The sequence below is a fragment of the Aliiroseovarius sp. YM-037 genome, assembly GCF_048060095.1.
Taxonomy (GTDB): Bacteria; Pseudomonadota; Alphaproteobacteria; order Rhodobacterales; family Rhodobacteraceae; genus JBLUOA01.
On the sequence record NZ_JBLUOA010000001.1, the window covers coordinates 828,046 to 849,847 of the forward strand.

22 protein-coding genes are annotated in these 21,802 nt (G+C 59.9%); 17 read left to right on the forward strand and 5 right to left on the reverse strand.

Annotated features, from left to right (window positions below; genetic code table 11):
- Nucleotides 1-9: 9 nt before the first annotated feature.
- On the forward strand, nucleotides 10-1,668 hold the full coding sequence (gene betA / locus ACEWPJ_RS04015; RefSeq protein ID WP_416511074.1) for a choline dehydrogenase: 1,659 nt from the start codon (nucleotides 10-12) through the stop codon (nucleotides 1,666-1,668).
- Between the two features lie 165 nt (nucleotides 1,669-1,833).
- Nucleotides 1,834-2,076 (forward strand): YdcH family protein, encoded by a 243-nt coding sequence (locus ACEWPJ_RS04020; RefSeq protein WP_416511076.1) that lies wholly within the window; start codon nucleotides 1,834-1,836, stop codon nucleotides 2,074-2,076.
- Here ACEWPJ_RS04020 and ACEWPJ_RS04025 read toward each other — a convergent pair.
- The 3 genes from ACEWPJ_RS04025 to ACEWPJ_RS04035 all read right to left on the reverse strand — a co-directional run bounded on the left by ACEWPJ_RS04025 (nucleotide 2,073) and on the right by ACEWPJ_RS04035 (nucleotide 5,584).
- Nucleotides 2,073-2,876 (reverse strand): alpha/beta hydrolase, encoded by an 804-nt coding sequence (locus tag ACEWPJ_RS04025; RefSeq protein ID WP_416511078.1) that lies wholly within the window; start codon nucleotides 2,874-2,876, stop codon nucleotides 2,073-2,075. The two genes, ACEWPJ_RS04020 and ACEWPJ_RS04025, sit on opposite strands and share 4 nt — an antisense overlap.
- 2 nt (nucleotides 2,877-2,878) lie before the next feature.
- Nucleotides 2,879-4,279 carry a helix-turn-helix domain-containing protein gene (locus tag ACEWPJ_RS04030; protein ID WP_416511080.1) on the reverse strand — a complete coding sequence of 467 codons (1,401 nt, stop codon included), beginning with the start codon at nucleotides 4,277-4,279 and terminating at the stop codon, nucleotides 2,879-2,881.
- Between the two features lie 72 nt (nucleotides 4,280-4,351).
- On the reverse strand, nucleotides 4,352-5,584 hold the full coding sequence (locus tag ACEWPJ_RS04035) for a multidrug effflux MFS transporter (protein ID WP_416511082.1): 1,233 nt from the start codon (nucleotides 5,582-5,584) through the stop codon (nucleotides 4,352-4,354).
- A 207-nt stretch (nucleotides 5,585-5,791) separates the two neighbouring features.
- Here ACEWPJ_RS04035 and ACEWPJ_RS04040 point away from each other — a divergent pair, with 207 nt between their 5' ends.
- From ACEWPJ_RS04040 to ACEWPJ_RS04075, 8 genes are all read left to right on the forward strand, one after another.
- On the forward strand, nucleotides 5,792-7,324 hold the full coding sequence (locus ACEWPJ_RS04040; RefSeq protein ID WP_416511084.1) for an acyl-CoA carboxylase subunit beta: 1,533 nt from the start codon (nucleotides 5,792-5,794) through the stop codon (nucleotides 7,322-7,324).
- On the forward strand, nucleotides 7,324-7,764 hold the full coding sequence (locus tag ACEWPJ_RS04045; protein ID WP_416511086.1) for a DUF6497 family protein: 441 nt from the start codon (nucleotides 7,324-7,326) through the stop codon (nucleotides 7,762-7,764). Before ACEWPJ_RS04040 ends, ACEWPJ_RS04045 begins: the two co-directional genes overlap by 1 nt.
- A 196-nt stretch (nucleotides 7,765-7,960) precedes the next feature.
- On the forward strand, nucleotides 7,961-8,092 hold the full coding sequence (locus ACEWPJ_RS04050; protein ID WP_416511088.1) for a hypothetical protein: 132 nt from the start codon (nucleotides 7,961-7,963) through the stop codon (nucleotides 8,090-8,092).
- Between the two features lie 123 nt (nucleotides 8,093-8,215).
- Complete coding sequence (locus ACEWPJ_RS04055; RefSeq protein WP_416511090.1) at nucleotides 8,216-8,575, forward strand: hypothetical protein; 360 nt, start codon at nucleotides 8,216-8,218, stop codon at nucleotides 8,573-8,575.
- A gap of 319 nt (nucleotides 8,576-8,894) precedes the next feature.
- Entirely contained in the window at nucleotides 8,895-9,095 is a 201-nt protein-coding gene (locus tag ACEWPJ_RS04060) for a hypothetical protein (protein ID WP_416511092.1), read from the forward strand.
- Between the two features lie 285 nt (nucleotides 9,096-9,380).
- Nucleotides 9,381-11,381 carry an acetyl-CoA carboxylase biotin carboxylase subunit gene (locus ACEWPJ_RS04065; RefSeq protein ID WP_416511094.1) on the forward strand — a complete coding sequence of 667 codons (2,001 nt, stop codon included), beginning with the start codon at nucleotides 9,381-9,383 and terminating at the stop codon, nucleotides 11,379-11,381.
- Nucleotides 11,382-11,387: 6 nt separating this feature from the next.
- Nucleotides 11,388-12,989 (forward strand): hypothetical protein, encoded by a 1,602-nt coding sequence (locus ACEWPJ_RS04070; RefSeq protein ID WP_416511095.1) that lies wholly within the window; start codon nucleotides 11,388-11,390, stop codon nucleotides 12,987-12,989.
- A 19-nt stretch (nucleotides 12,990-13,008) separates the two neighbouring features.
- On the forward strand, nucleotides 13,009-13,641 hold the full coding sequence (locus tag ACEWPJ_RS04075) for a hypothetical protein (protein ID WP_416511097.1): 633 nt from the start codon (nucleotides 13,009-13,011) through the stop codon (nucleotides 13,639-13,641).
- Between the two features lie 106 nt (nucleotides 13,642-13,747).
- On the opposite strand, the gene ACEWPJ_RS04080 is transcribed toward ACEWPJ_RS04075, so the two are convergent.
- Entirely contained in the window at nucleotides 13,748-14,185 is a 438-nt protein-coding gene (locus ACEWPJ_RS04080) for a DUF4174 domain-containing protein (protein WP_416511099.1), read from the reverse strand.
- 146 nt (nucleotides 14,186-14,331) lie between these two features.
- Here ACEWPJ_RS04080 and scpA point away from each other — a divergent pair, with 146 nt between their 5' ends.
- The 7 genes from scpA to ACEWPJ_RS04115 all read left to right on the forward strand — a co-directional run bounded on the left by scpA (nucleotide 14,332) and on the right by ACEWPJ_RS04115 (nucleotide 20,239).
- Entirely contained in the window at nucleotides 14,332-16,461 is a 2,130-nt protein-coding gene (scpA, locus tag ACEWPJ_RS04085) for a methylmalonyl-CoA mutase (protein ID WP_416511100.1), read from the forward strand.
- Nucleotides 16,458-16,958 (forward strand): MAPEG family protein, encoded by a 501-nt coding sequence (locus ACEWPJ_RS04090; RefSeq protein ID WP_416511102.1) that lies wholly within the window; start codon nucleotides 16,458-16,460, stop codon nucleotides 16,956-16,958. Before scpA ends, ACEWPJ_RS04090 begins: the two co-directional genes overlap by 4 nt.
- A gap of 63 nt (nucleotides 16,959-17,021) precedes the next feature.
- Nucleotides 17,022-17,636: a VOC family protein gene (locus ACEWPJ_RS04095; protein ID WP_416511103.1), complete on the forward strand. Its 615-nt coding sequence runs from the start codon at nucleotides 17,022-17,024 to the stop codon at nucleotides 17,634-17,636.
- Nucleotides 17,633-18,121, forward strand: coding sequence for a GNAT family N-acetyltransferase (locus ACEWPJ_RS04100; protein WP_416511104.1), 489 nt, complete (start codon nucleotides 17,633-17,635; stop codon nucleotides 18,119-18,121). Before ACEWPJ_RS04095 ends, ACEWPJ_RS04100 begins: the two co-directional genes overlap by 4 nt.
- Nucleotides 18,122-18,161: 40 nt before the next feature.
- Nucleotides 18,162-18,851, forward strand: coding sequence for a TerB family tellurite resistance protein (locus ACEWPJ_RS04105; RefSeq protein ID WP_416511107.1), 690 nt, complete (start codon nucleotides 18,162-18,164; stop codon nucleotides 18,849-18,851).
- Entirely contained in the window at nucleotides 18,832-19,857 is a 1,026-nt protein-coding gene (locus ACEWPJ_RS04110; RefSeq protein WP_416511109.1) for an endonuclease/exonuclease/phosphatase family protein, read from the forward strand. The genes ACEWPJ_RS04105 and ACEWPJ_RS04110 overlap by 20 nt, the downstream gene beginning before the upstream one ends.
- A 37-nt stretch (nucleotides 19,858-19,894) precedes the next feature.
- A complete protein-coding gene (locus ACEWPJ_RS04115; protein ID WP_416511111.1) occupies nucleotides 19,895-20,239 on the forward strand; it encodes a hypothetical protein in 345 nt (114 codons plus the stop codon).
- Here the strand turns inward: ACEWPJ_RS04115 and ACEWPJ_RS04120 are convergent.
- Nucleotides 20,236-21,789, reverse strand: coding sequence for a Ppx/GppA family phosphatase (locus tag ACEWPJ_RS04120; RefSeq protein ID WP_416511112.1), 1,554 nt, complete (start codon nucleotides 21,787-21,789; stop codon nucleotides 20,236-20,238). The genes ACEWPJ_RS04115 and ACEWPJ_RS04120 overlap by 4 nt on opposite strands.
- Between the last annotated feature and the right edge of the window lie 13 nt (nucleotides 21,790-21,802).

Sequence of the window (21,802 nt, forward strand, 5' to 3'; positions counted from 1 at the left end):
GCGAAGGTAATGGAAGCAGATTTTGTCATCGTCGGCGCAGGATCAGCTGGGTGCGCAATCGCCTATCGGCTGGCCGAGGCGGGGTCGTCTGTTCTGGTGATCGAACACGGCGGAACGGATGCGGGGCCGTTCATCCAGATGCCTGCGGCGCTTAGCTACCCCATGAACATGAAGCTTTATGACTGGGGTTACAAAACTGAACCGGAGCCGCATCTGGGCGGGCGCAGATTGGCGACCCCACGCGGTAAGGTGATCGGTGGATCATCCTCGATCAACGGCATGGTCTACGTGCGCGGGCACGCGCGGGACTTTGATACATGGGCCGAGATGGGGGCGGACGGCTGGGCTTACGCTGACGTTCTGCCTTACTACAAGCGTCTGGAAAACTGGCATTCGAACGGGCATGGCGGCGATGCTGACTGGCGCGGATCGGACGGGCCGTTACACGTTGCGCGGGGGCCGCGGGCCAACCCGCTGTATCAGGCGTTTGTCGATGCCGGAGCGCAGGCGGGTTATGAACTAACCGACGACTATAACGGCGAGAAGCAGGAAGGGTTTGGCCCCTTTGAGCAAACCGTCTGGAACGGTCGTCGCTGGTCGGCGGCGAACGCCTATCTGCGGCCCGCTTTGCGGCGCGAAAACTGCGATCTTATCCGGGGATTTGCCCGCAAGGTCGTCTTGGCCGAAGGCCGCGCTACAGGGGTTGAGATTGAACGCGGCGGCAAGATCGAAGTGATCCATGCGCGGCGGGAAGTCATCCTTGCGGCGTCCTCGATCAACTCGCCCAAGCTGCTGATGTTGTCGGGAATCGGCCCTGCCGCACATCTGGCGGAACACGGCATCGATGTGGTCGCGGACCGGTCCGGTGTGGGGCAAAACCTGCAAGATCATCTGGAGCTTTATCTGCAGATGGCGGCGAGTCAGCCAATAACGCTCTACAAGCATTGGAACCTTATTTCCAAGGCGCTGATCGGGGCGCAGTGGTTGTTCACCAAGACCGGGCTGGGCGCGTCGAACCAGTTTGAAAGCTGCGCCTTTGTCCGGTCACAGGCCGGGGTCGAATACCCTGACATTCAATACCATTTCTTGCCGATGGCGGTGCGCTACGATGGGCAGGCAGCGGCCGAGGGGCACGGATTTCAGGCCCATGTCGGGCCGATGCGAAGCCCGTCACGGGGCACGGTGACGCTGGCGTCGAACGATCCCAAGGACGCACCTAAAATCCTGTTTAACTATATGAGCCACGAAAAAGACTGGCAGGATTTTCGGACCTGCATCCGGCTGACCCGTGAAATCTTTGCGCAGGAGGCGTTCAAGCCCTTCGTGAGACACGAGATTCAGCCCGGCGAGGTGGTGCAAAGCGACGATGAACTCGACGACTTCATCCGCGAAGAGGTGGAGAGCGCCTATCACCCCTGTGGCACTGCCAAGATGGGGCGTCGGGACGATCCGATGGCGGTTGTCGATAGCGAAACAAGGGTGATCGGGGTTGATGGGCTGCGGCTGGCGGATAGTTCGATTTTTCCACAAATCACCAACGGAAACCTCAATGCGCCGTCGATCATGGTGGGGGAAAAAGCGGCGGACCACATCCTTGGAAAAACGCCGCTGCCGCCCGCGAATGACCAGCCGTGGATACACCCGGATTGGCAGAACGCGCAGCGGTAGAGAAACGCATTTAACACGCTGGCGATCATTAATCCCGATTTGGCCGGGAGTTGCGATTGCACCGTTTTTCACAGTCAAACCGCGCGCGGTTTGATCCCGGTCAAAGATGCCGCTCGCCGGATCAAATAGGGTTCCTTCGAACACCACCAAAAGGAAGGAAACCGCATGACCCACACCCCGCACGAGCTGGCCGAAGAATTCCCGGATCGGGTTGAGGATATCAGCGCACTGAAGCAGTCTGATGCGCATTTCGCGACGCTTGTCGATAAGTATCATGAGTTGAATCGCGCCATTCACCGCGCCGAAACCAATGTGGAGCCGACAGAGGAACTGCATGAGGTTGAGATGCGCAAGGAACGCATGGCGCTAAAGGATGAGATCGCGCGGATGCTGTCCGCAACCGCCTAAAACCGGGCCAGGAAGTCGAACAATGCCTGCTTGGCGCTGGGCTGCCAGACGTTGTTGTGGCCCGCGCCGTTTACGATAATCATTTTCTTGTCGTCTGATCCTGACAGCCGCAGCAACGTGCGGCCCATCTCCGTCGGAATTAGCTCATCTTCAGCGCCATGAAGGATCAGTAGCGGGGCAGTGCTTTGCCGGATGCGGGCGCGGGTCGGCCATTTGTCTGACATGACTAGGGACGCGGCGCTGAACTGTGGATAGTGGTGCCGGACAAGCGCGGGGATTGAGGTGAACGGAGCTTCAAGCACCAATGCGGCCGGTGGTGGATCGGCTTTTGTGGCGAGGTAGGTCGAAACCGCCGTGCCAAGGCTTTCACCGTAGAAAATTAGCGACGTGTCGGCGTCGACCCACTCCTTTAATCGTCCAAACACCAGCACCGCATCGCGTTCCAGCGCGTCTTGCGCAGGCGTCCCCGTGCTGCCGGAGGAGCCGCGATAGGCGGGGGCGACAACACCATATCCGGCATCTGTGAACGCGCGGAAGCGGGCAGCGCGGATGGCGAGGTTGCCAGCGTTGCCTTGAAAATACAGGATCACTGGCTTGCTTGGGCGCGGGTCTGCGGCCCAGACGATCAGGGTTTCACCGTCCGGCGTCTCAATCCGATGCTCGGTCAGATTGGCAACCCCCGCATCCGCAGGCGTCAAATGGCGCGGGTCGAGCGGGTAGAGCAGCCAGCGTTCTGCCGTTCCGGCAACGGCAACGCCTGCGACGACCAGCAGAACCAGCGTGATCAACAGGCGGCGCATCGCTATCGGACCTTGTAGGGCAGGGTGCCGCGATGGTTCGGGTCGATCACCAATTGCCGTTCGAGCGGCGGGACGGAGCGTTGGTGGCAATCTGGGCGCTCGCAGATGCGGCAGGAAATGCCGATCGGTTCAAACTCCGCCCGATTGGATGTGTCGAGGTCATCTGCATAAACCAGCGCGTCGGCGTGCTTCACCTCGCACCCCAAGCCGATGGCGTAGCGACGGACCGGCGCCTTGAACGACCCACCGGACTTTGACACGTCGCGGGCAAGGCAGAAATAGCGGACCCCGTCCGGGGTTTCGGCCAATTGGCGCAGAAACCGCCCCGGCGTTTCAAAGGCGCGGTGGACGTTCCAAAGCGGGCAAGCGCCGCCAAAGCGGGCGAATTGCAGGCGGGTCGCGGAGTGGCGCTTGGTAATCGTGCCCGCCTGATCGACGCGGACAAAGAAAAAGGGCACACCTTTCGCTCCGGGCCTTTGGAGGCTCGAAAGCCGGTGCGCAACCTGTTCGATTGATGCGCCGAAGCGGTCCGACAGCTGTTCAAGGTCGTGGCGCATTTGTCCGGCGGCGTCGAGAAACGCGGAGTAGGGCATCAGCGCCGCCCCAGCGAAGTAATTGGCAAGGCCCAGCTTCGCAATCGCGCGGGCGCTGTCGGTCTGGAAGCGGGCAAAGTCAAGCGTCGCCTCAAGTAGATCGTTTTGTGTGATGAGTGCAAGTTGATGCAGGATCTGGAACCGCCGGGTCGGGCGGCTTGTGCGGGTAGAAAGGGTAAGAATGTTGGCGGCCGGTTCAAAGCCGCGCAGGTCAGGTTCGTCTGAAAAGCGCGTCTCAATCCCTTGGTCTGACAGGGTTTCAATGGCGGCCTGTTCGATATCCGCCTGGGCCATTTCGCTGCGGGCAAACCGTTCAGCCGCGCGATCAACGGCATCAATGTAATTGTCGCAATAGTGAAAGAAATCGCGCACCTCCTCCCACGGGCTGGCAGCAGCACGGCTGTCTTCACGGCCAAGCGCTTCGTCCAGGGAGGCGAGGCGTTCGTGGCTTTGTCGATAAGCGCGATGCAGGTCGAGGAACGCGCGGGCGAGGGCAGGGGCGTTCGATGCGGCAAGGCGCAGATCGGCAAGCGGGGGGGAGGCGTCGGCGAAAACCGGATCGGCCAAGGCTTCGCGCATGTCAGACACCATGCGTTCCGCGTCGCCGGTCGAAAGCTCGGCCACGTCAAAGCCGAATTCCTGCGCCAGTGCGAGGACAACGCCCGTCGACACCGGGCGATTGTTGTTTTCCATCTGATTGAGATAGGGCAGCGATACGCCGAGCTTTTCGGCAAACGCTTTTTGCGTCAGTCCAAGCCGCGTTCGGGTTTCACGCAGTTTCGCCCCGGCGTAGAGTTTCTGGGTCGCCATATACCGCACCTTTGCAGATTTGCTGGGTTGAGTTTAGCGTTTGCAAACCGGGCGGCGCAAGGTGGGGCGGCGCTATTCCTCGATCAATCCCGATCGGATCAGGCGGCGTTCCCGGCGGATCACCATCAGCATGGTGATGATCCCCGCGACCGAAGTCAGAACCATGATCCACAGCAGCGGATATTCCCCTGTTTCGACGGTCAACAATGCGCCTGCGATAGCCGAAAGCGCGGCGCCGCCCCCGATCATGATCGCGCCCGACAACCCCGATGCCGTCCCTGCAAGGTGCGGACGAACCGACAGAGCCCCAGCGGCGGCGTTTGGCATGACAAGGCCGTTGCCAATACCGACGAACACCATGAAGCCGAAGAAGACAAAGGGCGAATGGACGCCGAGCAGCGACAGGGTAAGTGACGAGGCTGGGCCGATCGTGCAGATCAGCGACCCGGCCAGCGCCATCGTGTTCAGCCCGATGCGCGAGGAATACCGCCCCGACAGGAAGTTGCCGAAGATATAGCCAACCGCAGGCGCACCGAAGAAGACGCCGAGGCGTTGCGGCGACATCTGGAACAGTTGGTCGCCGACGAAGGGCGCTCCGCCAAGATAGGCGAAGAACGCGCCCGACGCGAAGGCCGCGGCGGCGGAGTATCCCCAGAACCGGGGGGAGGTCAAAAGCTCCGGGTATTCGCGGAACTGGCGGGCGAAACCGCCAGAGCGCTGGGTGGCGGTTTCGCCAAGGTCGCGCCAGCACAGCCATGTCATCGCCGCGCCGAGGATCAGAAGCAGCCAGAAATTCGCCTTCCACCCAAACAGCCCATCAAGGAACCCGCCGATTGCGGGGCTTATCATCGGCACGACGGCCATGAACATCGTGACGTAACCGATCATTGATGCGGCTTCGTTCCCCGGAACCATATCCCGTACGATGGCACGGCTTAGAACCATGCCGGACACGATCACTGCCTGACCCATGCGGAAGGCTAAGAATATCTCGGCGGTGGGGGCCAGCAGGCAGCCCACGGTCATCAGAAGGAACAGGATATTGCCGCCAAGCACAATTGGACGGCGGCCATAGCGGTCAGCGAGCGGTCCGATCACCAGTTGCAACGCTGCGTTAACCACGAGGTAAAGCGCGACGGAGAGTTGCATCAGGCGATAATCGGTCTGAAAATACTCCGTCATGTTGGGCAGCGACGGCAGAAAGATATTCATCGACAGGGCGTAAAGACCGACCAGCAGGATGAGCGTCAGAATGTGGGGTGGCGTGGTTCGGTCAAGGAACCGGGCCGTCGGTTTGGTTGACATAGTCAATCATTATGGGCGATCACAGGGAAAGTCCATAGGCGCAGGTTTGGGTCGTGGCACCCGTCGAAAATATGCAATTTTGCAGTTTGCTTGTTTACCTCTTCTAGAGGTTTGCAAATCTGCCAGACTCTGCTTTTAGGATAGGCAAGTTATAGGTATATTGCGCCGAATATCCGGACTCAGGTCAGGCATCAGGGAAGAGGACACATGACAGAAATTCTGCAAGAGCTAGAACGTCGCCGCGAAACTGCCCGCATGGGCGGAGGGGAGCGTCGGATTGACGCGCAACACGGCAAAGGCAAGCTAACCGCACGAGAGCGGATCGAGGTTTTGCTGGACGATGGCAGCTTTGAAGAATTCGATATGTTCGTCGCCCATCGCTGCACCGATTTCGGGATGGAGCAAGACCGCCCCGCCGGCGATGGTGTCGTCACCGGATGGGGCACGATCAACGGTCGCATGGTCTATGTGTTCAGTCAGGATTTCACGGTTTTCGGGGGTTCACTTTCCGAAACGCACGCGCAAAAGATATGCAAAATCATGGATATGGCGGTGCAAAACGGAGCGCCCGTGATTGGTATCAACGACTCTGGCGGTGCGCGGATTCAGGAAGGCGTCGCCTCGCTCGCCGGATATGCAGAGGTGTTCCAGCGTAACATCATGGCCTCTGGCGTGGTGCCGCAGATCAGCGTCATCATGGGGCCGTGCGCGGGTGGTGCGGTGTATTCGCCCGCGATGACCGACTTCATCTTTATGGTGAAGGACACATCTTACATGTTCGTCACCGGGCCTGACGTCGTGAAGACCGTCACGAATGAAGTCGTAACGGCCGAGGAGCTGGGTGGCGCGTCGACCCACACCAAAAAATCCTCGGTTGCAGATGGCGCGTTTGAAAATGACATTGAGGCGCTGTCGGAGATTCGCCGCCTGGTTGATCTTCTACCGCTGAACAACCGCGAAAAACCGCCCGTCCGCCCGTTCTTTGACCATCCTGGCCGGTTGGATCACAGCCTCGATACGCTGGTGCCGGACAACGCGAACGCGCCCTATGACATGAAGGAGCTGATCCTGAAGGTCGCGGACGAGGGCGATTTTTACGAGATACAGGAAGACTTCGCCAAGAACATCATCACCGGCTTTATCCGGCTTGAAGGGCAGACCGTGGGCGTCGTGGCCAACCAGCCGATGGTGCTGGCCGGGTGTCTGGACATTGACAGCAGCCGCAAGGCCGCGCGGTTCGTTCGGTTCTGTGATGCATTTGAAATTCCGATCCTGACCTTTGTCGATGTGCCGGGCTTTTTGCCGGGGACCAGCCAGGAATACGGCGGCGTCATCAAGCACGGTGCGAAGCTGCTGTTTGCTTATGGTGAGGCGACTGTGCCGAAGGTCACGGTGATTACCCGCAAAGCTTATGGCGGCGCCTATGACGTTATGGCGTCAAAGCATCTGCGCGGCGATTTCAACTACGCGTGGCCGACGGCCGAGATTGCGGTCATGGGTGCCAAGGGTGCGACGGAGATTCTGTATCGCTCTGAACTGGGCGATCCGGACAAGATTGCCGAGCGAACAAAGGACTATGAAACGCGCTTCGCCAATCCGTTCGTTGCTGCCGAGAAAGGCTTTATCGACGAGGTTATCGTGCCCCATTCCACGCGCAAGCGTGTGGCGCGGGCGTTTGCTTCGCTGCGGGGGAAATCACTGAAAAACCCGTGGAAAAAGCACGATAACATCCCGCTTTGATGGGGCGCAGCCGTCAGATCAGAACGCTGTTAATCGGGACTGTCGTACTGGCTGTGCTTCTGGCGGCCTATGTGATGCGCCCGGCACCAGCGGTGCAAGGCGCGGCCATCTCTGTTCCGTCGGGTCAGCCGATCGGGTTCAAGGAACTGATTTCGAACGAACGCGGCCCCAGCGGTCTGACCTTTCGCTATCGCTTCATCGCGCCAGAGATTGCGCGCGACACCGGAACCATAGGCTTTGAGGAGGCCGCCGAGGACATGCAGCATCTTTGCGAAACTTATGCGCTGCCGCGAGTCGCGTCCTCAGGGCCGCTGCCGTCGCAGATCGTAGTCTCGCTTGCCGACCGCGATGTTGAATTTGGCGCGACTGACCCCGATGCAACACAATATTTCGAAGCCTACAGCATCGAGGGCGAAACCTGCATCTGGGAGGGATTCTGATGAGTCCACAATATGTTGCAGGGCGCCACTCACTTGCACCGGTCATTGGCGCATTCGTGCCACAACCTGCCAATCCCGTGCGAAGCGTATGTCAATCCCCGAATAAGTGCGATAACGTCGGATCAGGTCGTAACAAGACGACCGTTAACACGGGACGAGGGGACGTAGTCCTCTCTGATAGCAGTAGGAGAATCGGATGTCGAAGAGCATCAAAGCAGTGCTGGCCGTTGGCCTTGTCGCACTTGCAGCAGCCTGTGCACAGCAGGAAGAAGAAGTCGTTTACGTGGAAGAACCGGTGCAAGCCGAGCCCGTGCTCAACAAGTACTAAGTCAGTTTCGGGGCGGGTTCCGCCCGCCCCGCAGCTACCCCGCTCGCCTTCCGGCTTGAGCGCGCCAGTATTCCCTACAATCACCTGTTTCGCGTTCGCCACCCGGTTTCGGGAGGGTGCGTCATGCTGAAACATCGCGGATTTCCGGGGCGTCTGGCCGGCACTGATTTCCAGTTCACCATTCGCCGCCCCAATACCAAAGGGGTCGTGCCACTAAAGCCGCGGGAACGCTTCGCGGATCGACGTCCGGCAGACAAGCGGGCTGATTCTGCGTTTCTTGCGGCGCTTTGGGATCATTTCGGTGCGGAGCCGTTTGAACGGGGCAATCTCGACGCCGGAAGACTCTCTTGGTTGTTTGGCCGGGAGGTTGTTCCGGCCGAAGACCCGTTTGATGTGCAAAGCTATGAATCCCTTTTAAAAATTGACGAAAACCGTGCCCGTGCGAGCTTTCCTGAGGTCTTTGAATTTGGAGGATCGGCGTGAATCTGCCCATCGCAAAATCAATCCGGCGGGTTTCGGCTCAATTTAAGCGTGTGTGCGAGATGCGCTTTGAGAATGCGAAGATGTCGGTCCATGCTCTCCTTAAGGCAGATGACCCTCGTTTGGAATCTGCCGGTGTTAGTCTAAACCGTTACCCTTCCCCTTCTCTCCGGCTCGGCCTCCCCAAGGCCGGGTCGGAGGCCTTTTTATGCGATGCGCAAAGCCTTGCCGAAAAAGGCTTTGAACGCGATTGCCCTTCCTGCCGCCAAAGAACGACCCTATATAGTCGTTGGATAATAATATCCTCTGGAGGCAGTATAAAATGCAAATCAAACGTATCGTTCTTGCCGTGGCCCTTATCGTGCCGCTTGCTGGGTGTCTGGACACGGATGCCGAACGCGGCCTTGCGGGCGCAGCGGGCGGCGCAGTTATCGCCGACGCAACGGGCGGCAGCGCCCTTACCGGCGCGCTTATCGGTGGTGCAGGCGGCGTCTTCTGCGACGACGTGGGCGTTTGCCGGTAACAGACCAGATTTCACGACCCTGACCGGGCGGGCACCAACTCGCCCGGTTAGACAGCTATCCTCACGATACGAACTGAACCGACGCCCTCGGGCGATTGCTGGCGGTCGATCCGCTGCCCGGTTCGCTCCGCCGGCGCGTCCGGCGCCCTACCTCGCATCCCGATATAAACCTGACCGCGCGCCCAATGCGCATGTGGTTGCTGCACTGCGCGGCACCCACGGGATGCCTGCTAACCTTCGCGTAGGTTACGCGCAATCTGGAAACTCAATCGACAAGGGACTGATATGTTCAAGAAAATCCTGATAGCGAACCGGGGCGAAATCGCCTGTCGCGTCATCAAGACCGCCCGCAAGATGGGGATCAAAACGGTCGCGATCTATTCGGATGCCGACCGGCAGGCGATGCATGTGCAGATGGCGGACGAAGCCGTGCACATAGGGCCGCCGCCTGCGAACCAGTCCTATATCGTCATCGACAAGGTGATGGAGGCCATTCGTGAAACCGGGGCCGAGGCTGTGCATCCCGGCTACGGCTTCCTGTCCGAAAACCCGAAATTCGCCGAGGCGCTGGCCGCCGAAGGCGTCGCCTTCATCGGCCCGCCTGTCGGCGCGATTCAGGCAATGGGCGACAAGATCACCTCGAAGAAAATCGCGCAGGAAGCGGATGTTTCCACCGTGCCGGGCTACATGGGCCTGATCGAAGATGCCGAAGATGCGGTGAAGATTTCGAACGAAGTCGGCTACCCCGTGATGATTAAGGCCAGCGCCGGGGGCGGCGGCAAGGGGATGCGGATCGCGTGGAATGACGATGAGGCCCGCGAGGGTTTCCAAAGCTCCAAGAACGAAGCGGCGAGCAGCTTTGGGGATGACAGGATATTCATCGAAAAATTCGTGACCCAGCCGCGCCATATCGAGATTCAGGTTCTGGCCGACAGCCACGGCAATGCGATCTATCTGGGCGAGCGGGAATGTTCGATCCAGCGGCGGAATCAGAAAGTCATCGAAGAAGCGCCAAGCCCGTTTCTTGACGAAGCCACCCGCACCGCGATGGGCGAACAGGCGGTCAGCCTTGCCGAAGCCGTTGGATATACCAGCGCGGGGACGGTCGAATTCATCGTCGATGGCGACAAGAATTTCTACTTCCTCGAAATGAACACCCGGCTTCAGGTCGAACACCCGGTGACGGAGCTGATTACCGGCGTCGACCTAGTGGAACAGATGATCCGCGTTGCAGCGGGTGAGGAACTGTCGATCTCGCAGGACGATGTAAAGCTGAACGGCTGGGCGATCGAAAGCCGCCTTTACGCGGAAGACCCTTATCGGAGCTTCCTGCCGTCGATTGGCCGTCTGACACGTTATCGCCCGCCAGAGGAGGCAACGACCGAATCTGCCATCGTGCGCAACGACACCGGCGTCTATGAGGGCGGTGAGATCAGCATGTTCTACGACCCGATGATTGCGAAACTGTGCACCTGGGCGCCCAGCCGGGGCGAGGCGATTGAGGCGATGCGCAATGCGCTCGACGGGTTCGAGGTTGAGGGGATCGGGCACAATCTGCCGTTCCTGTCCGCGGTGATGGATCATCCGAAGTTCGTTTCGGGCGAAATCACAACCGCATTCATTGAAGAGGAATACCCCGACGGGTTCAACGGCGTGACGCTTGACCGCGACTCGCTGCAACGGATCGCGGCGTCTGCCGCTGCGATGCACCGGGTCGCGGAAATCCGGCGCACCCGCGTGTCGGGCCGCATGGACAACCATGAACGCAAGGTCGGTGCCGAATGGGTCGTGAGCCTTCAGGACGAGGATTTCCACGTCACGATTGAGGCCGATCGCGATGGCTCCACCGTCTATTTCGATGACGGGCGGACGCATCGTGTGACCTCCGACTGGACGCCGGGGCAAACGCTCGCCGTGCTGATGGTCGACGGCACGCCGCTTGTTCTGAAGGCGGGTAAGATCACTGGTGGATTCCGCATCCGCAGCCGCGGAGCAGATCTGAACGTCCACATCCGAACACCCCGCCATGCCGAACTTGCCGCGCTGATGCCGGAGAAGGAAGAGGCGGACACCTCAAAACTGCTGCTGTGTCCGATGCCGGGCCTGATCGTGAAGCTTGATGTCGACGTCGGCGACGAGGTTCAGGAAGGCCAAGCGCTTTGCACTGTTGAGGCGATGAAGATGGAGAATATCCTGCGCGCCGAGCGGCAAGGCATCGTGTCAAAGATCAACGCGGCGGCGGGCGATAGCCTCGCGGTTGACGATGTAATTATGGAATTTGAGTGATCTTGAATGAGTCTGCGTAGCTACAAAACCGCGTCCATACTTCTCGCGGTTCTGAGCACCGGGTTGCTCTACGCCTCCCTTCAGATCGCCGCGTTCGGTCTGGCGGGCGTGGTGGAGTATCCGCTGGACGATGTCTACATCCACCTCGCCATGGCCGAAGAAATGGCGCGTGGCGGGTATGGCGTGAATGTGGGGGAGGTCGCGTCGGCGTCCTCCTCCCCGCTCTTTCCGGTTCTGCTGATGCCTTTCGCAGGCAGTGAGGCGCAGATTTGGCTGCCGATGGCGTGGAATATCCTCGCACTGGTTGGGGCAGCGGCGCTTTGGGGTGCTATCGTGGCCGAGGCCTTCCCTCGTCGCCCGCTCGCGCTGGTCTTTGCGGTGCTTGGCCCGCTGGGCCTGAACTTCGCCGGGCTGGCCTTTACGGGGATGGAGCATGAACTGCACCTTCTGACGACGCTCAGCGTGCTTTACGGGTTGCAAAGATACCTTGCGACGGGCCGGCTGAATGGCTGGCTGTTCGCGGGCATCTTTTTTGGCCCGCTGTTCCGGTTCGAAGGGTTGGCGGTGTCCTGTGCGGCGGTGATCGTCTTGCTGGCGACGTCCCGGCCGAAGGCGGCGTTGACGGCTGGTCTGATCGCCATCCTGCCTGTCGCGCTGTTCTGCGTGCTGCTGATACAGTCGGGGCTTGATCCCTTGCCGAATTCGGTGAACGCAAAGCTCGGCGGGCATGAATTGCAGTCCGGGTTTTCGGTCGGAACGCTCATCACCAACCTCGTCAAGAAACTGCGGAGTATTCCGGGGCTACTGCTGGTCTTCACAGTGTATCTGGCGATGATGATGGCGCTATTGTCGTGGCGCGGGGCGGGCGCGAAACCGGTGGGTGTCTTGATGTTTGCGGTGGTATTCGTCGGGGCGGGGCATCTGCTGCTTGGTCAAATTGGCTGGATGAACCGGTATGAGATTTATATCCTCACCTTCCTTTTGGGCGGGATCATCGTCGCCGTCGGGCTGACATCGCAAAATCAGTGGCGGTGGCCTGCGGTTGCCGCGTTGTGCTGTCTGGTGATTTCCGGGGCCTACTATACCAATATTGCCCTGACCAAAAGCATCATCAGCCCACGCGCCATCGCGTTGCAGCAGGGTCAGATGGAGCGGTTTGTCGATGACTTCCTGAAAGCACCGGTGGCCGTCAACGACCTTGGGAAAGTTGCGCATGCCAACGATCACTATGTTTTGGACCTTTGGGGGCTCGCCTCAGCCGAGGCCCTCGAGCGTCGCTTGGGCAAGGCGCAAGCTGGATGGGCCGACGAACTCGTTAAACGCAAAGGCGTTGGCGTCGCGATGATCTATGACCGATGGCTTGGCAATGCGATCGGCAAAGATTGGAAACGGCTCGGCACGCTGTCGGTCGAGGGCGATCTTGGGTTTGTCGCGCGTCGGGACGTTGCCTTTTATTCCACCGGCCCGGAAGTGTCAGAACAGCTTTGCACCGATATCGCGGGTTTCGCCGCGACATTGCCGCCGGGTGCGGTCTTCGCCGGCGAAGGCGCGGACATCGTGGAAGGGCCAGAAGCGCAATTGTCGGGGCTGCCCGGAGTTTGTGAATGAGAACAGGCGGGGTCAGGATATGAGCGGAGTGATAACATGGTTCGCGAGCCTTGACCCACGGGTCCATCAGGCGTTTGTCGCCGGGGCGTTCGTTGCTGTAGGTTGGATCGTGAATGGGATCGGAAACCGGCATCGCGCCGCCAAACTGCGCCGCGAACGTCTGCGCGACGTGCATCGTGCGCTGTTTGCAGAAATCGGCGCGCACCTCGCAAACCTCGGCGATGAAGAAACGCTGGAAGCGCACAAACTGGCCTTTGTCGAACGGATGGAAAGCGATCCGCGTTTCGTTCCGTTCATCCCGCATGAAAGCAATGATCGGGTCTATCAGGCGATTATCGAAGACATACATATTCTGCCCCGAACCAGTATTGATCCGGTCGTTGCCTATTACAGCCAGTTGGGCGCGATTTCGGCCATCGTGAACGACATGCGGGGCGAGGCGTTCAAGGGTCTGTCGCCTGCGCGGCGCACGGCTGTCTATTCAGATTACATCGAGATGAAAAAACAGGCGTTTGCCTTCGGCAATCACGCGCTGTTCATGATCGATGTCTTTGCGAAAAAAGGGAAAAAGACGGCCCAAGAGGCCGCACAGACGAAACGTGCAGGTTTCAGTAACCGGGGCGCGGACCTGTCCGGCCGGTCACAGGAATAGGAGTATATGTGTCTTTGGACATGATCGTCTCCATATCGAAGCAGGTAAACTGTACCTGCCTTGCCCTTAATATAGGGTATAGGGTCGCGCGAAACAAGCCATCAGGTCATTCGCGCAGGGCGCGGCGATCCCTTATTTCCTGCTGTCGCAGCGGCATTTTGTCTATGCTCCGCGTCAATTCGCGCACGTCCCACGGGAATGGTTTGCGCAGATACACGTTACCGTCCTTGCCGATCAAAACCAGCATAAAACCACGGGGGCGAAGCTCTGTCCGCAGTTCTGACATGGCGCTGGGGTCGGTATCGACAATCACGACGACATCGCGCTCCGCCAGCTCTTCTGGCCGGTCGGTCAGAAGGCCCAACTGCTGCTGGAACCGTGGGTCGGCTGGGGTGTCCGCGAACACCACAACGGGCCGCGCGATCCATTGGAGATCGGACAGCGTCACTTCGGACGCGTCCTTTGCATCAAGGGCCGGTGCCGTCTGCGCTTGGGCGCTGAGGCCCAAAAAAATACATGTAAATATGGGAAATAGTGGCTTCATCGGATCTCCTGTCCTGATGAATATAATCGCTTTTCCCGGCGTTTCTAAGACTTTGGCTGAAAAAGAAAAATCTGCGTGGCAATTGGCACGTTCAGAAGGGCGCGTTTGATGTCGCGCCGCAGGATGACAAGAAAGAGGACTAGACGATGACGGATGCAAGAAAAGCGTGGGCGGACTTGGCGGAAAAGGAGCTGCGCAACCGGACGCTCGATGATCTGACATGGCACACTTTGGAAGGCATTGACGTCAAGCCGCTTTATACGGCGGAGGATACGAAGGAACTGGATCACCTCGGCACGATTCCGGGGCAGGGGCCATTCACGCGGGGCGTCAAGGCGACGATGTATGCCGGGCGTCCGTGGACGATCCGCCAATATGCCGGGTTTTCGACCGCCGAGGAAAGCAACGCCTTCTACCGCAAGGCACTTGCCGCCGGCCAGCAAGGGGTTTCCGTTGCCTTCGACCTTGCGACGCACCGGGGGTATGACAGCGATCACCCGCGCGTCGAAGGGGACGTGGGCAAGGCTGGCGTCGCGATCGATAGCGTTGAGGATATGAAAATCCTGTTCGACGGCATCCCGCTGGATAAAGTGTCAGTTTCCATGACGATGAACGGCGCCGTGATCCCGATCCTCGCGAATTTCATCGTGACGGGGGAGGAGCAGGGCCATGACCGCGCCGTCCTTTCCGGCACGATCCAGAACGACATTCTGAAGGAGTTTATGGTGCGGAATACCTATGTTTATCCGCCCGAACCGTCGATGCGGATTATCGCGGATATCATCGAATATACGTCGAACGAGATGCCGAAGTTCAATTCAATCTCAATCTCCGGCTATCACATGCAGGAGGCGGGCGCGAACCTCGTGCAAGAGCTGGCCTACACACTCGCCGATGGTCGCGAATACGTGCGGGCGGCTATCGCGCGGGGCATGGATGTGGACAAATTCGCCGGGCGGCTCAGCTTCTTCTTTGCGATTGGCATGAACTTCTTCATGGAGGCGGCCAAGCTGCGGGCCGCACGCTTGCTCTGGCATCGCGTGATGGAGGAGTTTGAGCCGAAGAACCCCCGTTCCATGATGCTGCGCACCCACTGCCAGACATCCGGCGTCAGCCTCGCCGAACAAGACCCCTACAACAACGTGGTGCGCACCGCTTATGAGGCAATGGCAGCCGCACTCGGCGGCACGCAGTCGCTGCACACCAACGCGCTGGACGAGGCGATTGCCCTGCCAACGGAATTTTCCGCCCGGATCGCGAGGAATACGCAGCTTATCCTTCAGGAAGAAACCGGCATCACCAATGTCGTCGATCCGCTGGCGGGCAGTTACTACGTTGAAAGCCTTACCGCTGAACTGGCCGAAAAAGCCTGGGCGTTGATGGAGGAGGTCGAGGAACTGGGCGGCATGACCAAGGCCGTCGAATCTGGCATGCCAAAGCTGCGGATCGAGGAAAGCGCCGCGCGGCGGCAGGCGATGATCGACCGCAAGGAAGAGGTGATCGTCGGCGTCAACAAGTATCGGCTTGAGAAGGAAGACGACCTCGACATTCTCGACATCGACAATGCGAAGGTCCGCAAAAGCCAGATTGCGCGGCTGGAAAAGATGCGCGGAAGCCGCGATCAGGCGGCCTGCGATGCGGCCCTTGCCGAACTGCGGCGGCGGGCGAAAGAAGGCGGCAATCTGCTAGAAGCGGCGGTCGAAGCCGCGCGGGCACGGGCAAGCGTAGGGGAAATCAGCATGGCTATGGAAGATGAATTTGGCCGCCACCGGGCCGAGGTAAAAACGCTCGCCGGAGTCTACGGCGCGGCCTATGAGGGCGACGAAGGCTTTGCCGCGATCCAGAAATCGGTAGAAGCCTTCGCGGAGGATGAAGGGCGCCGCCCGCGGATGCTTGTCGTCAAGATGGGGCAGGACGGGCACGACCGGGGCGCGAAAGTAATCGCGACGGCGTTTGCGGATATCGGGTTTGACGTCGATGTCGGCCCATTGTTCCAGACGCCGGAAGAGGCCGCGCAGGATGCCGTTGATAACGACGTCCACGTGATCGGGATTTCGTCGCAGGCGGCGGGGCACAAAACCCTCGCCCCGAAGCTGGTGCAGGCGCTGAAAGACGCGGGGGCCGAGGATATTATCGTGATCTGTGGTGGCGTCATTCCGCAACAAGATTATGATTTTCTTTATAAAAGCGGCGTGAAGGCTATTTTTGGACCCGGCACCAATATCCCAGTCGCGGCCCAAGACATCCTGCGTCTGATCCGGGAAGCGCGGGGATGAACAAGCGCCCCAAAATCCTGATCGGGATGGCCGCTGGGATGGTCTGGGCGGTCGGGATTTTGTGGCTTGGCACCAGATCGTCCGGTGTTACCACCCCGAAAGATTTGAATCCGCTGGCCGAAGCGACCGTGTTTGCCTTTTTCCCCGCCGGTCTGATCCTGCTTGCCCTGATCGGGCGGCTGGCGCAGCGACGGTTCTTCGACGACGCGATCATTGATGGCGAACCGTTCGCCTCCGGATCGGGCGCGGACATCGACCAGCGCGTTCTGATCAACACGGTTGAGCAAGTGGTGCTGGCGCTTTGCATCTGGCCGATTGCTGCGGGGACGCTCGGCATCGACCTGATTTCGCTTCTGGGATTCGGTTTCGCAATCACCCGACTGCTGTTCTGGATCGGCTACCACATCTCCCCGCCGCTCAGGGGCTTCGGCTTTGCGGCGGGGTTCTACCCGACGGTGCTGGCCGCGCTATGCACGCTTTGGGTGTTGGTGGTCTGATCTTCTACTGGCAATTCGGCGGAGTCGGTTAGATAGTGCGATCAGTCTGACCGAGGGTAAAATATGCTGTCACTGGATCACTTCGCGGTTTCCGCCGAAACGCTTGACGCGGGTACGACCTATGTCGAAGAAGCGCTTGGCGTGCGGTTGCAAGATGGCGGTAATCATCCCCTGATGGGCACGCATAACCGGCTGCTGGGGCTGGCGAATGGGCTTTATCTGGAAGTCATCGCGATTGACCCCGACGCGCCGAAGCCCGATCGTGCCCGGTGGTTTGGGCTGAATAGCTTCGAGGGCCGCCCGCGCCTGACCAATTGGATCGCGCGGACGGATGACCTGACGGCGGCGGTTGCGGCGTCGCCTGACGGCACCGGCGTTCCCATCGCCCTGACACGCGGTGATCTGCGGTGGCAGATGGCCGTGCCGGAGGATGGGAAATTGCCGTTCGACGGCTTCTACCCGGCCTTGATTGAGTGGGAGGGCGCCGCCCATCCGGCGGAACGCCTGACCCAGTCAGGCTGCACGCTGAAACGGTTTGAGGTCGCGCATCCGAACGCAAATGCGCTGAAAGACGCGCTAAACCCGCTATTGCAAGATGACCGGTTGCGGATCGTTGAAGGTGAACCTTCAATATGGGCAGAATTTGACACACCTAACGGCCCCCGGAGTCTTCGATGAAAATTCGCCGCGCAACCGAAGACGACATCCCGACGATCCTCGCGATCTGGAACCCGGAAATCCGGAACTCGGCTACGACGTTCAACAGCGTTGAAAAGTCAGAGGCCGATGTGCGGGCGATGCTGATCGAAAAGGCGGATGCGGGCTTTGCCTTTCTGGTTGCAGAGGTGTCGGGCGCGGTTGTCGGGTTCGCCTATTACAGCCAGTTTCGCGGTGGTGCGGGCTATGCGCGGTGCATGGAGCATTCCGTCTACCTTGCGCCTGAGGCGAAGGGGCGCGGCATCGGGCGTGCGCTGATGACAGAGATTGAGGATCACGCGCGCTCCATCGGCGCACACACGATTTTTGCAGGGGTTTCGGCGGACAATCCGGCGGGGGTCGCATTTCACGAAAGCGTCGGCTACATCGTCGTCGCGCGGCTGTCCGAGGTCGGGTGGAAATTTGGCCGTTGGCTTGACCTTGTGCTGCTGCAAAAGCATCTTTGACCCTCGTCGACCGCAAGATGCTGTGTAAAAAGGGTATGTTATGTCGATCTGGACACGCATAGCGGATGCGCTTTCTGCACTGACGGCGGGTGAAAGCCTGACCGAGGTGTTCGACCGTCTACGCACCGCGCCGGAACGGTCGGTCGGCTTTACCATCGCCGTCATTGCGCTTGGCGCTAAGATGGCGAAGGCGGACGGGCAGGTGACGCGCGATGAGGTCACTGCTTTTCGTGAAGTGTTCCTGATCCGGCCCGAGGACGAAGCGCAAGCCGCGCGGGTGTTCAACATGGCCCGTCAGGACGTCGCGGGTTTTGAAGAATACGCAACCCGCATCAGCCAGATGTTCGCGGCGGGCGATGACTCCCTCACCTTCCTGATCGAAGGGCTGTTTCACATCGCGATTGCCGACGGGGAATACCACCCGAACGAAAACGACTTCCTCGCCCGTGTGGCCGAGATTTTTGGCATCGAAAAGAACCAGTTTCGCAGCCTGCGCGCCCGGTTCGTGGCCGATGCAGCGCCGAACCCCTATGATGTGCTGGGCGTCACCCCGGACATGAGCATGGAAGACATCCGCCGCGTCTGGCGCGATCTGGTGCGCGAAACCCATCCTGATCGAATGATGGCCCGTGGTCTGCCGGAAGAGGCTGTAAAAATCGCCGAAAGCCGTATGGTGGCGATTAACCGGGCGTGGGAGGAGATCAGCCAGAATGCGGATCGCGACGTATAATGTCGAATGGTTCAACGCGTTGTTCGATGACGCAGGCCATCCGCTGGAGGATCTGGAGTGGTCGTCGCGCTATGACGTGAAACGGCGCGAACAGCTTGAGGCGCTTGGCATCGTTTTTACCGCGATGGACGCCGACGCAGTCATGATAATCGAAGCGCCGGACGACAACGGCAAGCGATCGACAGTGCGGGCACTGGAAAATTTTGCGCGGCGTTACGATCTGCGGACCAATCGTGCAGTAATCGGTTTTGCCAACGACACGCAGCAGGAAATTGCGTTGCTCTATGATCCCGAAAAACTGACCGCGGTGCATGATCCGCAAGGGGAAGAAACTGGCAAGAAAGGCGCGCGCGACGCCCCCCGGTTTGACGGCGTTTTCAACGTCGACCTCGACATTGACGCGATGGCGGACCGGGTCGTCTTTTCAAAACCCCCGTTGGAGTTGGACGTGACGACGGCCAGCGGCAACAAGCTGCGCCTGATCGGGGTCCACGCGAAATCCAAGGCGCCGCACGGCGCGCGCGGCAAGGATGAAGCGATGCGGATTTCGATTGAAAACCGCCGCAAGCAATTGGCTCAGTGCGTGTGGATCAGAAAACGGGTTGAGGGGCACTTGGCGGCTGGGGAATCCGTGATGGTCGTCGGCGATTTCAACGATGGCCCCGGCCTTGACGAATACGAAAACCTGTTCGGCCGGTCCGGGGTTGAGGTCGTGCTGGGCGAAGGCACGGCAGAGCGGTTGCACGACCCACACGCGCGCATGGCGCTGACCCGCCGCGTTGGCGCGATGCCGGTCACGTCGCGGTTCTATATCCACACGGAAAAACGCTACCTCTCGGCCTTGCTTGACTACATCATGGTGTCGTCCGATTTGAACGCGCTAAACCCGAAATGGCGCATCTGGCACCCGTTCGAAGACCTCGCCTGCTACCAAACGCCAGAACTGCGCGAGGCGTTGCTGATCGCCTCTGACCACTTCCCGGTGACGATAGATATTGACCTGTGACCTTTGAAATGGGGGTTTCGAGGCGTATATTAGCTCTATGAAGACATTCGCTGCCATATCGCTAAGCGCTGTGCTGCTTGCTGTTCCGGTGTCCGCTGAGACGGCTAGTGACGGCAAAGAAGACATGCAAGAAGGCTTCAGTCTGCTGGAAGAGGGCGCGAAAATCCTGCTGCGCGGTCTGATGGAAGAGATGGAGCCGGCGATGGAGGATTTGCAGGGTTTCGCCGAAAACATGGGCCCCGCGATGCGTGAATTGCAGGGGATGATCGGGGATATGACCGATTATCACATGCCCGAACGTCTGCCGAACGGGGACATCATCATTCGTCGCAAAACACCGCTGGAAAACGATGCCCCCGGCGAAGGTGAAATCGAGCTCTAGTCCTTCACGCGCTTCACGCGCACATCGGCCTCAGCCCCCAACGCCTGCGCCAGCGACTCGAGCCGCGCTTGCGCGACTTCGCCGAACAACGCTTGCGCACGGCGGCGCAAGATCAGGTCGAGCTTCTGTTTTTTCGGAAAATAGCGCATCTCGGCCATCTCATCCGGATCGCCAATCGACAGCATTGCGCCAAAGCGCATGGCTTTGCCCAGCACTTCGGCATCCGCGATTTCTTTGTCGGACAGCAACGCGAACAAAGGCTCAAACCGCGTGTCGGAGCGGTTGTTCTTATAGCGATGCAGCAGCGCCAGCCCAAGGAATACCCGTTCCCGGTGCCGTAGACCGCCCAGATTGGCGCGGGTCGCATTGTCAAAGCACACCTCGGCCCGGTAGTCGGGATGCGCGCGCCATGTCACGTCATGTAGCAGGCACGCCGCCTTTATCAGCCTCAACCGCTCGGGCTTGGCGGACTTGTAAAGCGGCAGGATAAAGTTGAACAACGCCTTGCCGCAACCCGGCAAACGCGCGTCTTTAGCTTCGGCAAACCGGCACGCTTCGATCAGCGGATCGCGGCGGCGCAGGCGGCTTGGCATCTGCTCATACAGCATCCCTTCGCGGATGCCGTAGGATGACACCGCAATGTCGCGCGGCTTGAACCGACGGACGAGCTGTTTCAGCACAAGGCTGGCTTCGGGCACCAGCGACATCCGCGCAGAGGACGTGCCAGTGCGCCCACGCAATTCATCAAGATCGTTTTCCGCGATCCATTTCACCGTCTGCATCACCGATTTCGGCGTCATGCGGTATTCGTGAAGAACGGTCAGCGGATAGCCGCGCCGAAGCATGTCGAGCCGCGCAATCGCCCGCCACGACCCCCCAACAAGAAAAAGGCGGCTGCCGTCAAACGGGATGGCATCGTGCAGCGCGTCAAGCTCCGCGTCGATGTAGGCCTTCAGTCCTTTTTTGCCGCCTTTCACATCCTTCAGCTTCAGCGGGCCGAGCTGTGACGTGATGCGCTGGCCGACGTCTCCGTCGCCTACCTGCGCCAACTCCATTGACGATCCGCCGATGTCGCAGACCAGCCCCCGCGCTGTTGGCCAGCCCAGCAGGACGCCCTGCGCAGACAGTCGCGCTTCTTCCCGGCCGTCGATCACGTAGATCCTAAGGCCGGTTTCGCGCTCAACCTCGTCGCAAAAATCGCGCCCGTCGCTGGCCTCACGGACGGCCGCGGTGGCGACGGCGGTCAGCGGGGCCAGGCCCATACCGTCAGCGAGCGCCTGAAAACGCCGGATCGCGGACAGCGCCCGGACCCGCCCTTCAGGGTTCAGGTGTCCGGTGTCGGACAAGCCGGCACCAAGCGCACACATGATCTTTTCGTTGAAGAAATAGGCCGGGCTTCTTGCCGCGCCGTCAAAGACGACCAACCGGACGGAGTTCGACCCGATGTCGACGACGCCGACGCGGGACAGTGCGCGGGCAGAGGGGTCTTCGAAGATTGCCCGTCCAAAAAATCCCCAGTCGTCGCGGGCAGGGTCTTCTTGTCCGTCCATGGTATCCCCTCGG

Coding starts and splice junctions, on each gene's coding strand:
- scpA (WP_416511100.1), top strand. CDS start 14,332: ATGACGGATGCAAGAAAAGCGTGGGCGGACTTGGCGGAAAAGGAGCTG.
- ACEWPJ_RS04065 (WP_416511094.1), top strand. CDS start 9,381: ATGTTCAAGAAAATCCTGATAGCGAACCGGGGCGAAATCGCCTGTCGC.
- ACEWPJ_RS04105 (WP_416511107.1), top strand. CDS start 18,162: ATGTCGATCTGGACACGCATAGCGGATGCGCTTTCTGCACTGACGGCG.
- ACEWPJ_RS04075 (WP_416511097.1), top strand. CDS start 13,009: ATGAGCGGAGTGATAACATGGTTCGCGAGCCTTGACCCACGGGTCCAT.
- ACEWPJ_RS04040 (WP_416511084.1), top strand. CDS start 5,792: ATGACAGAAATTCTGCAAGAGCTAGAACGTCGCCGCGAAACTGCCCGC.
- ACEWPJ_RS04100 (WP_416511104.1), top strand. CDS start 17,633: ATGAAAATTCGCCGCGCAACCGAAGACGACATCCCGACGATCCTCGCG.
- ACEWPJ_RS04095 (WP_416511103.1), top strand. CDS start 17,022: ATGCTGTCACTGGATCACTTCGCGGTTTCCGCCGAAACGCTTGACGCG.
- ACEWPJ_RS04080 (WP_416511099.1), bottom strand. CDS start 14,185: ATGAAGCCACTATTTCCCATATTTACATGTATTTTTTTGGGCCTCAGC.
- ACEWPJ_RS04055 (WP_416511090.1), top strand. CDS start 8,216: ATGCTGAAACATCGCGGATTTCCGGGGCGTCTGGCCGGCACTGATTTC.
- ACEWPJ_RS04090 (WP_416511102.1), top strand. CDS start 16,458: ATGAACAAGCGCCCCAAAATCCTGATCGGGATGGCCGCTGGGATGGTC.
- ACEWPJ_RS04035 (WP_416511082.1), bottom strand. CDS start 5,584: ATGTCAACCAAACCGACGGCCCGGTTCCTTGACCGAACCACGCCACCC.
- betA (WP_416511074.1), top strand. CDS start 10: ATGGAAGCAGATTTTGTCATCGTCGGCGCAGGATCAGCTGGGTGCGCA.
- ACEWPJ_RS04030 (WP_416511080.1), bottom strand. CDS start 4,279: ATGGCGACCCAGAAACTCTACGCCGGGGCGAAACTGCGTGAAACCCGA.
- ACEWPJ_RS04120 (WP_416511112.1), bottom strand. CDS start 21,789: ATGGACGGACAAGAAGACCCTGCCCGCGACGACTGGGGATTTTTTGGA.
- ACEWPJ_RS04110 (WP_416511109.1), top strand. CDS start 18,832: ATGCGGATCGCGACGTATAATGTCGAATGGTTCAACGCGTTGTTCGAT.
- ACEWPJ_RS04020 (WP_416511076.1), top strand. CDS start 1,834: ATGACCCACACCCCGCACGAGCTGGCCGAAGAATTCCCGGATCGGGTT.
- ACEWPJ_RS04045 (WP_416511086.1), top strand. CDS start 7,324: ATGGGGCGCAGCCGTCAGATCAGAACGCTGTTAATCGGGACTGTCGTA.
- ACEWPJ_RS04025 (WP_416511078.1), bottom strand. CDS start 2,876: ATGCGCCGCCTGTTGATCACGCTGGTTCTGCTGGTCGTCGCAGGCGTT.
- ACEWPJ_RS04115 (WP_416511111.1), top strand. CDS start 19,895: ATGAAGACATTCGCTGCCATATCGCTAAGCGCTGTGCTGCTTGCTGTT.
- ACEWPJ_RS04050 (WP_416511088.1), top strand. CDS start 7,961: ATGTCGAAGAGCATCAAAGCAGTGCTGGCCGTTGGCCTTGTCGCACTT.
- ACEWPJ_RS04060 (WP_416511092.1), top strand. CDS start 8,895: ATGCAAATCAAACGTATCGTTCTTGCCGTGGCCCTTATCGTGCCGCTT.
- ACEWPJ_RS04070 (WP_416511095.1), top strand. CDS start 11,388: ATGAGTCTGCGTAGCTACAAAACCGCGTCCATACTTCTCGCGGTTCTG.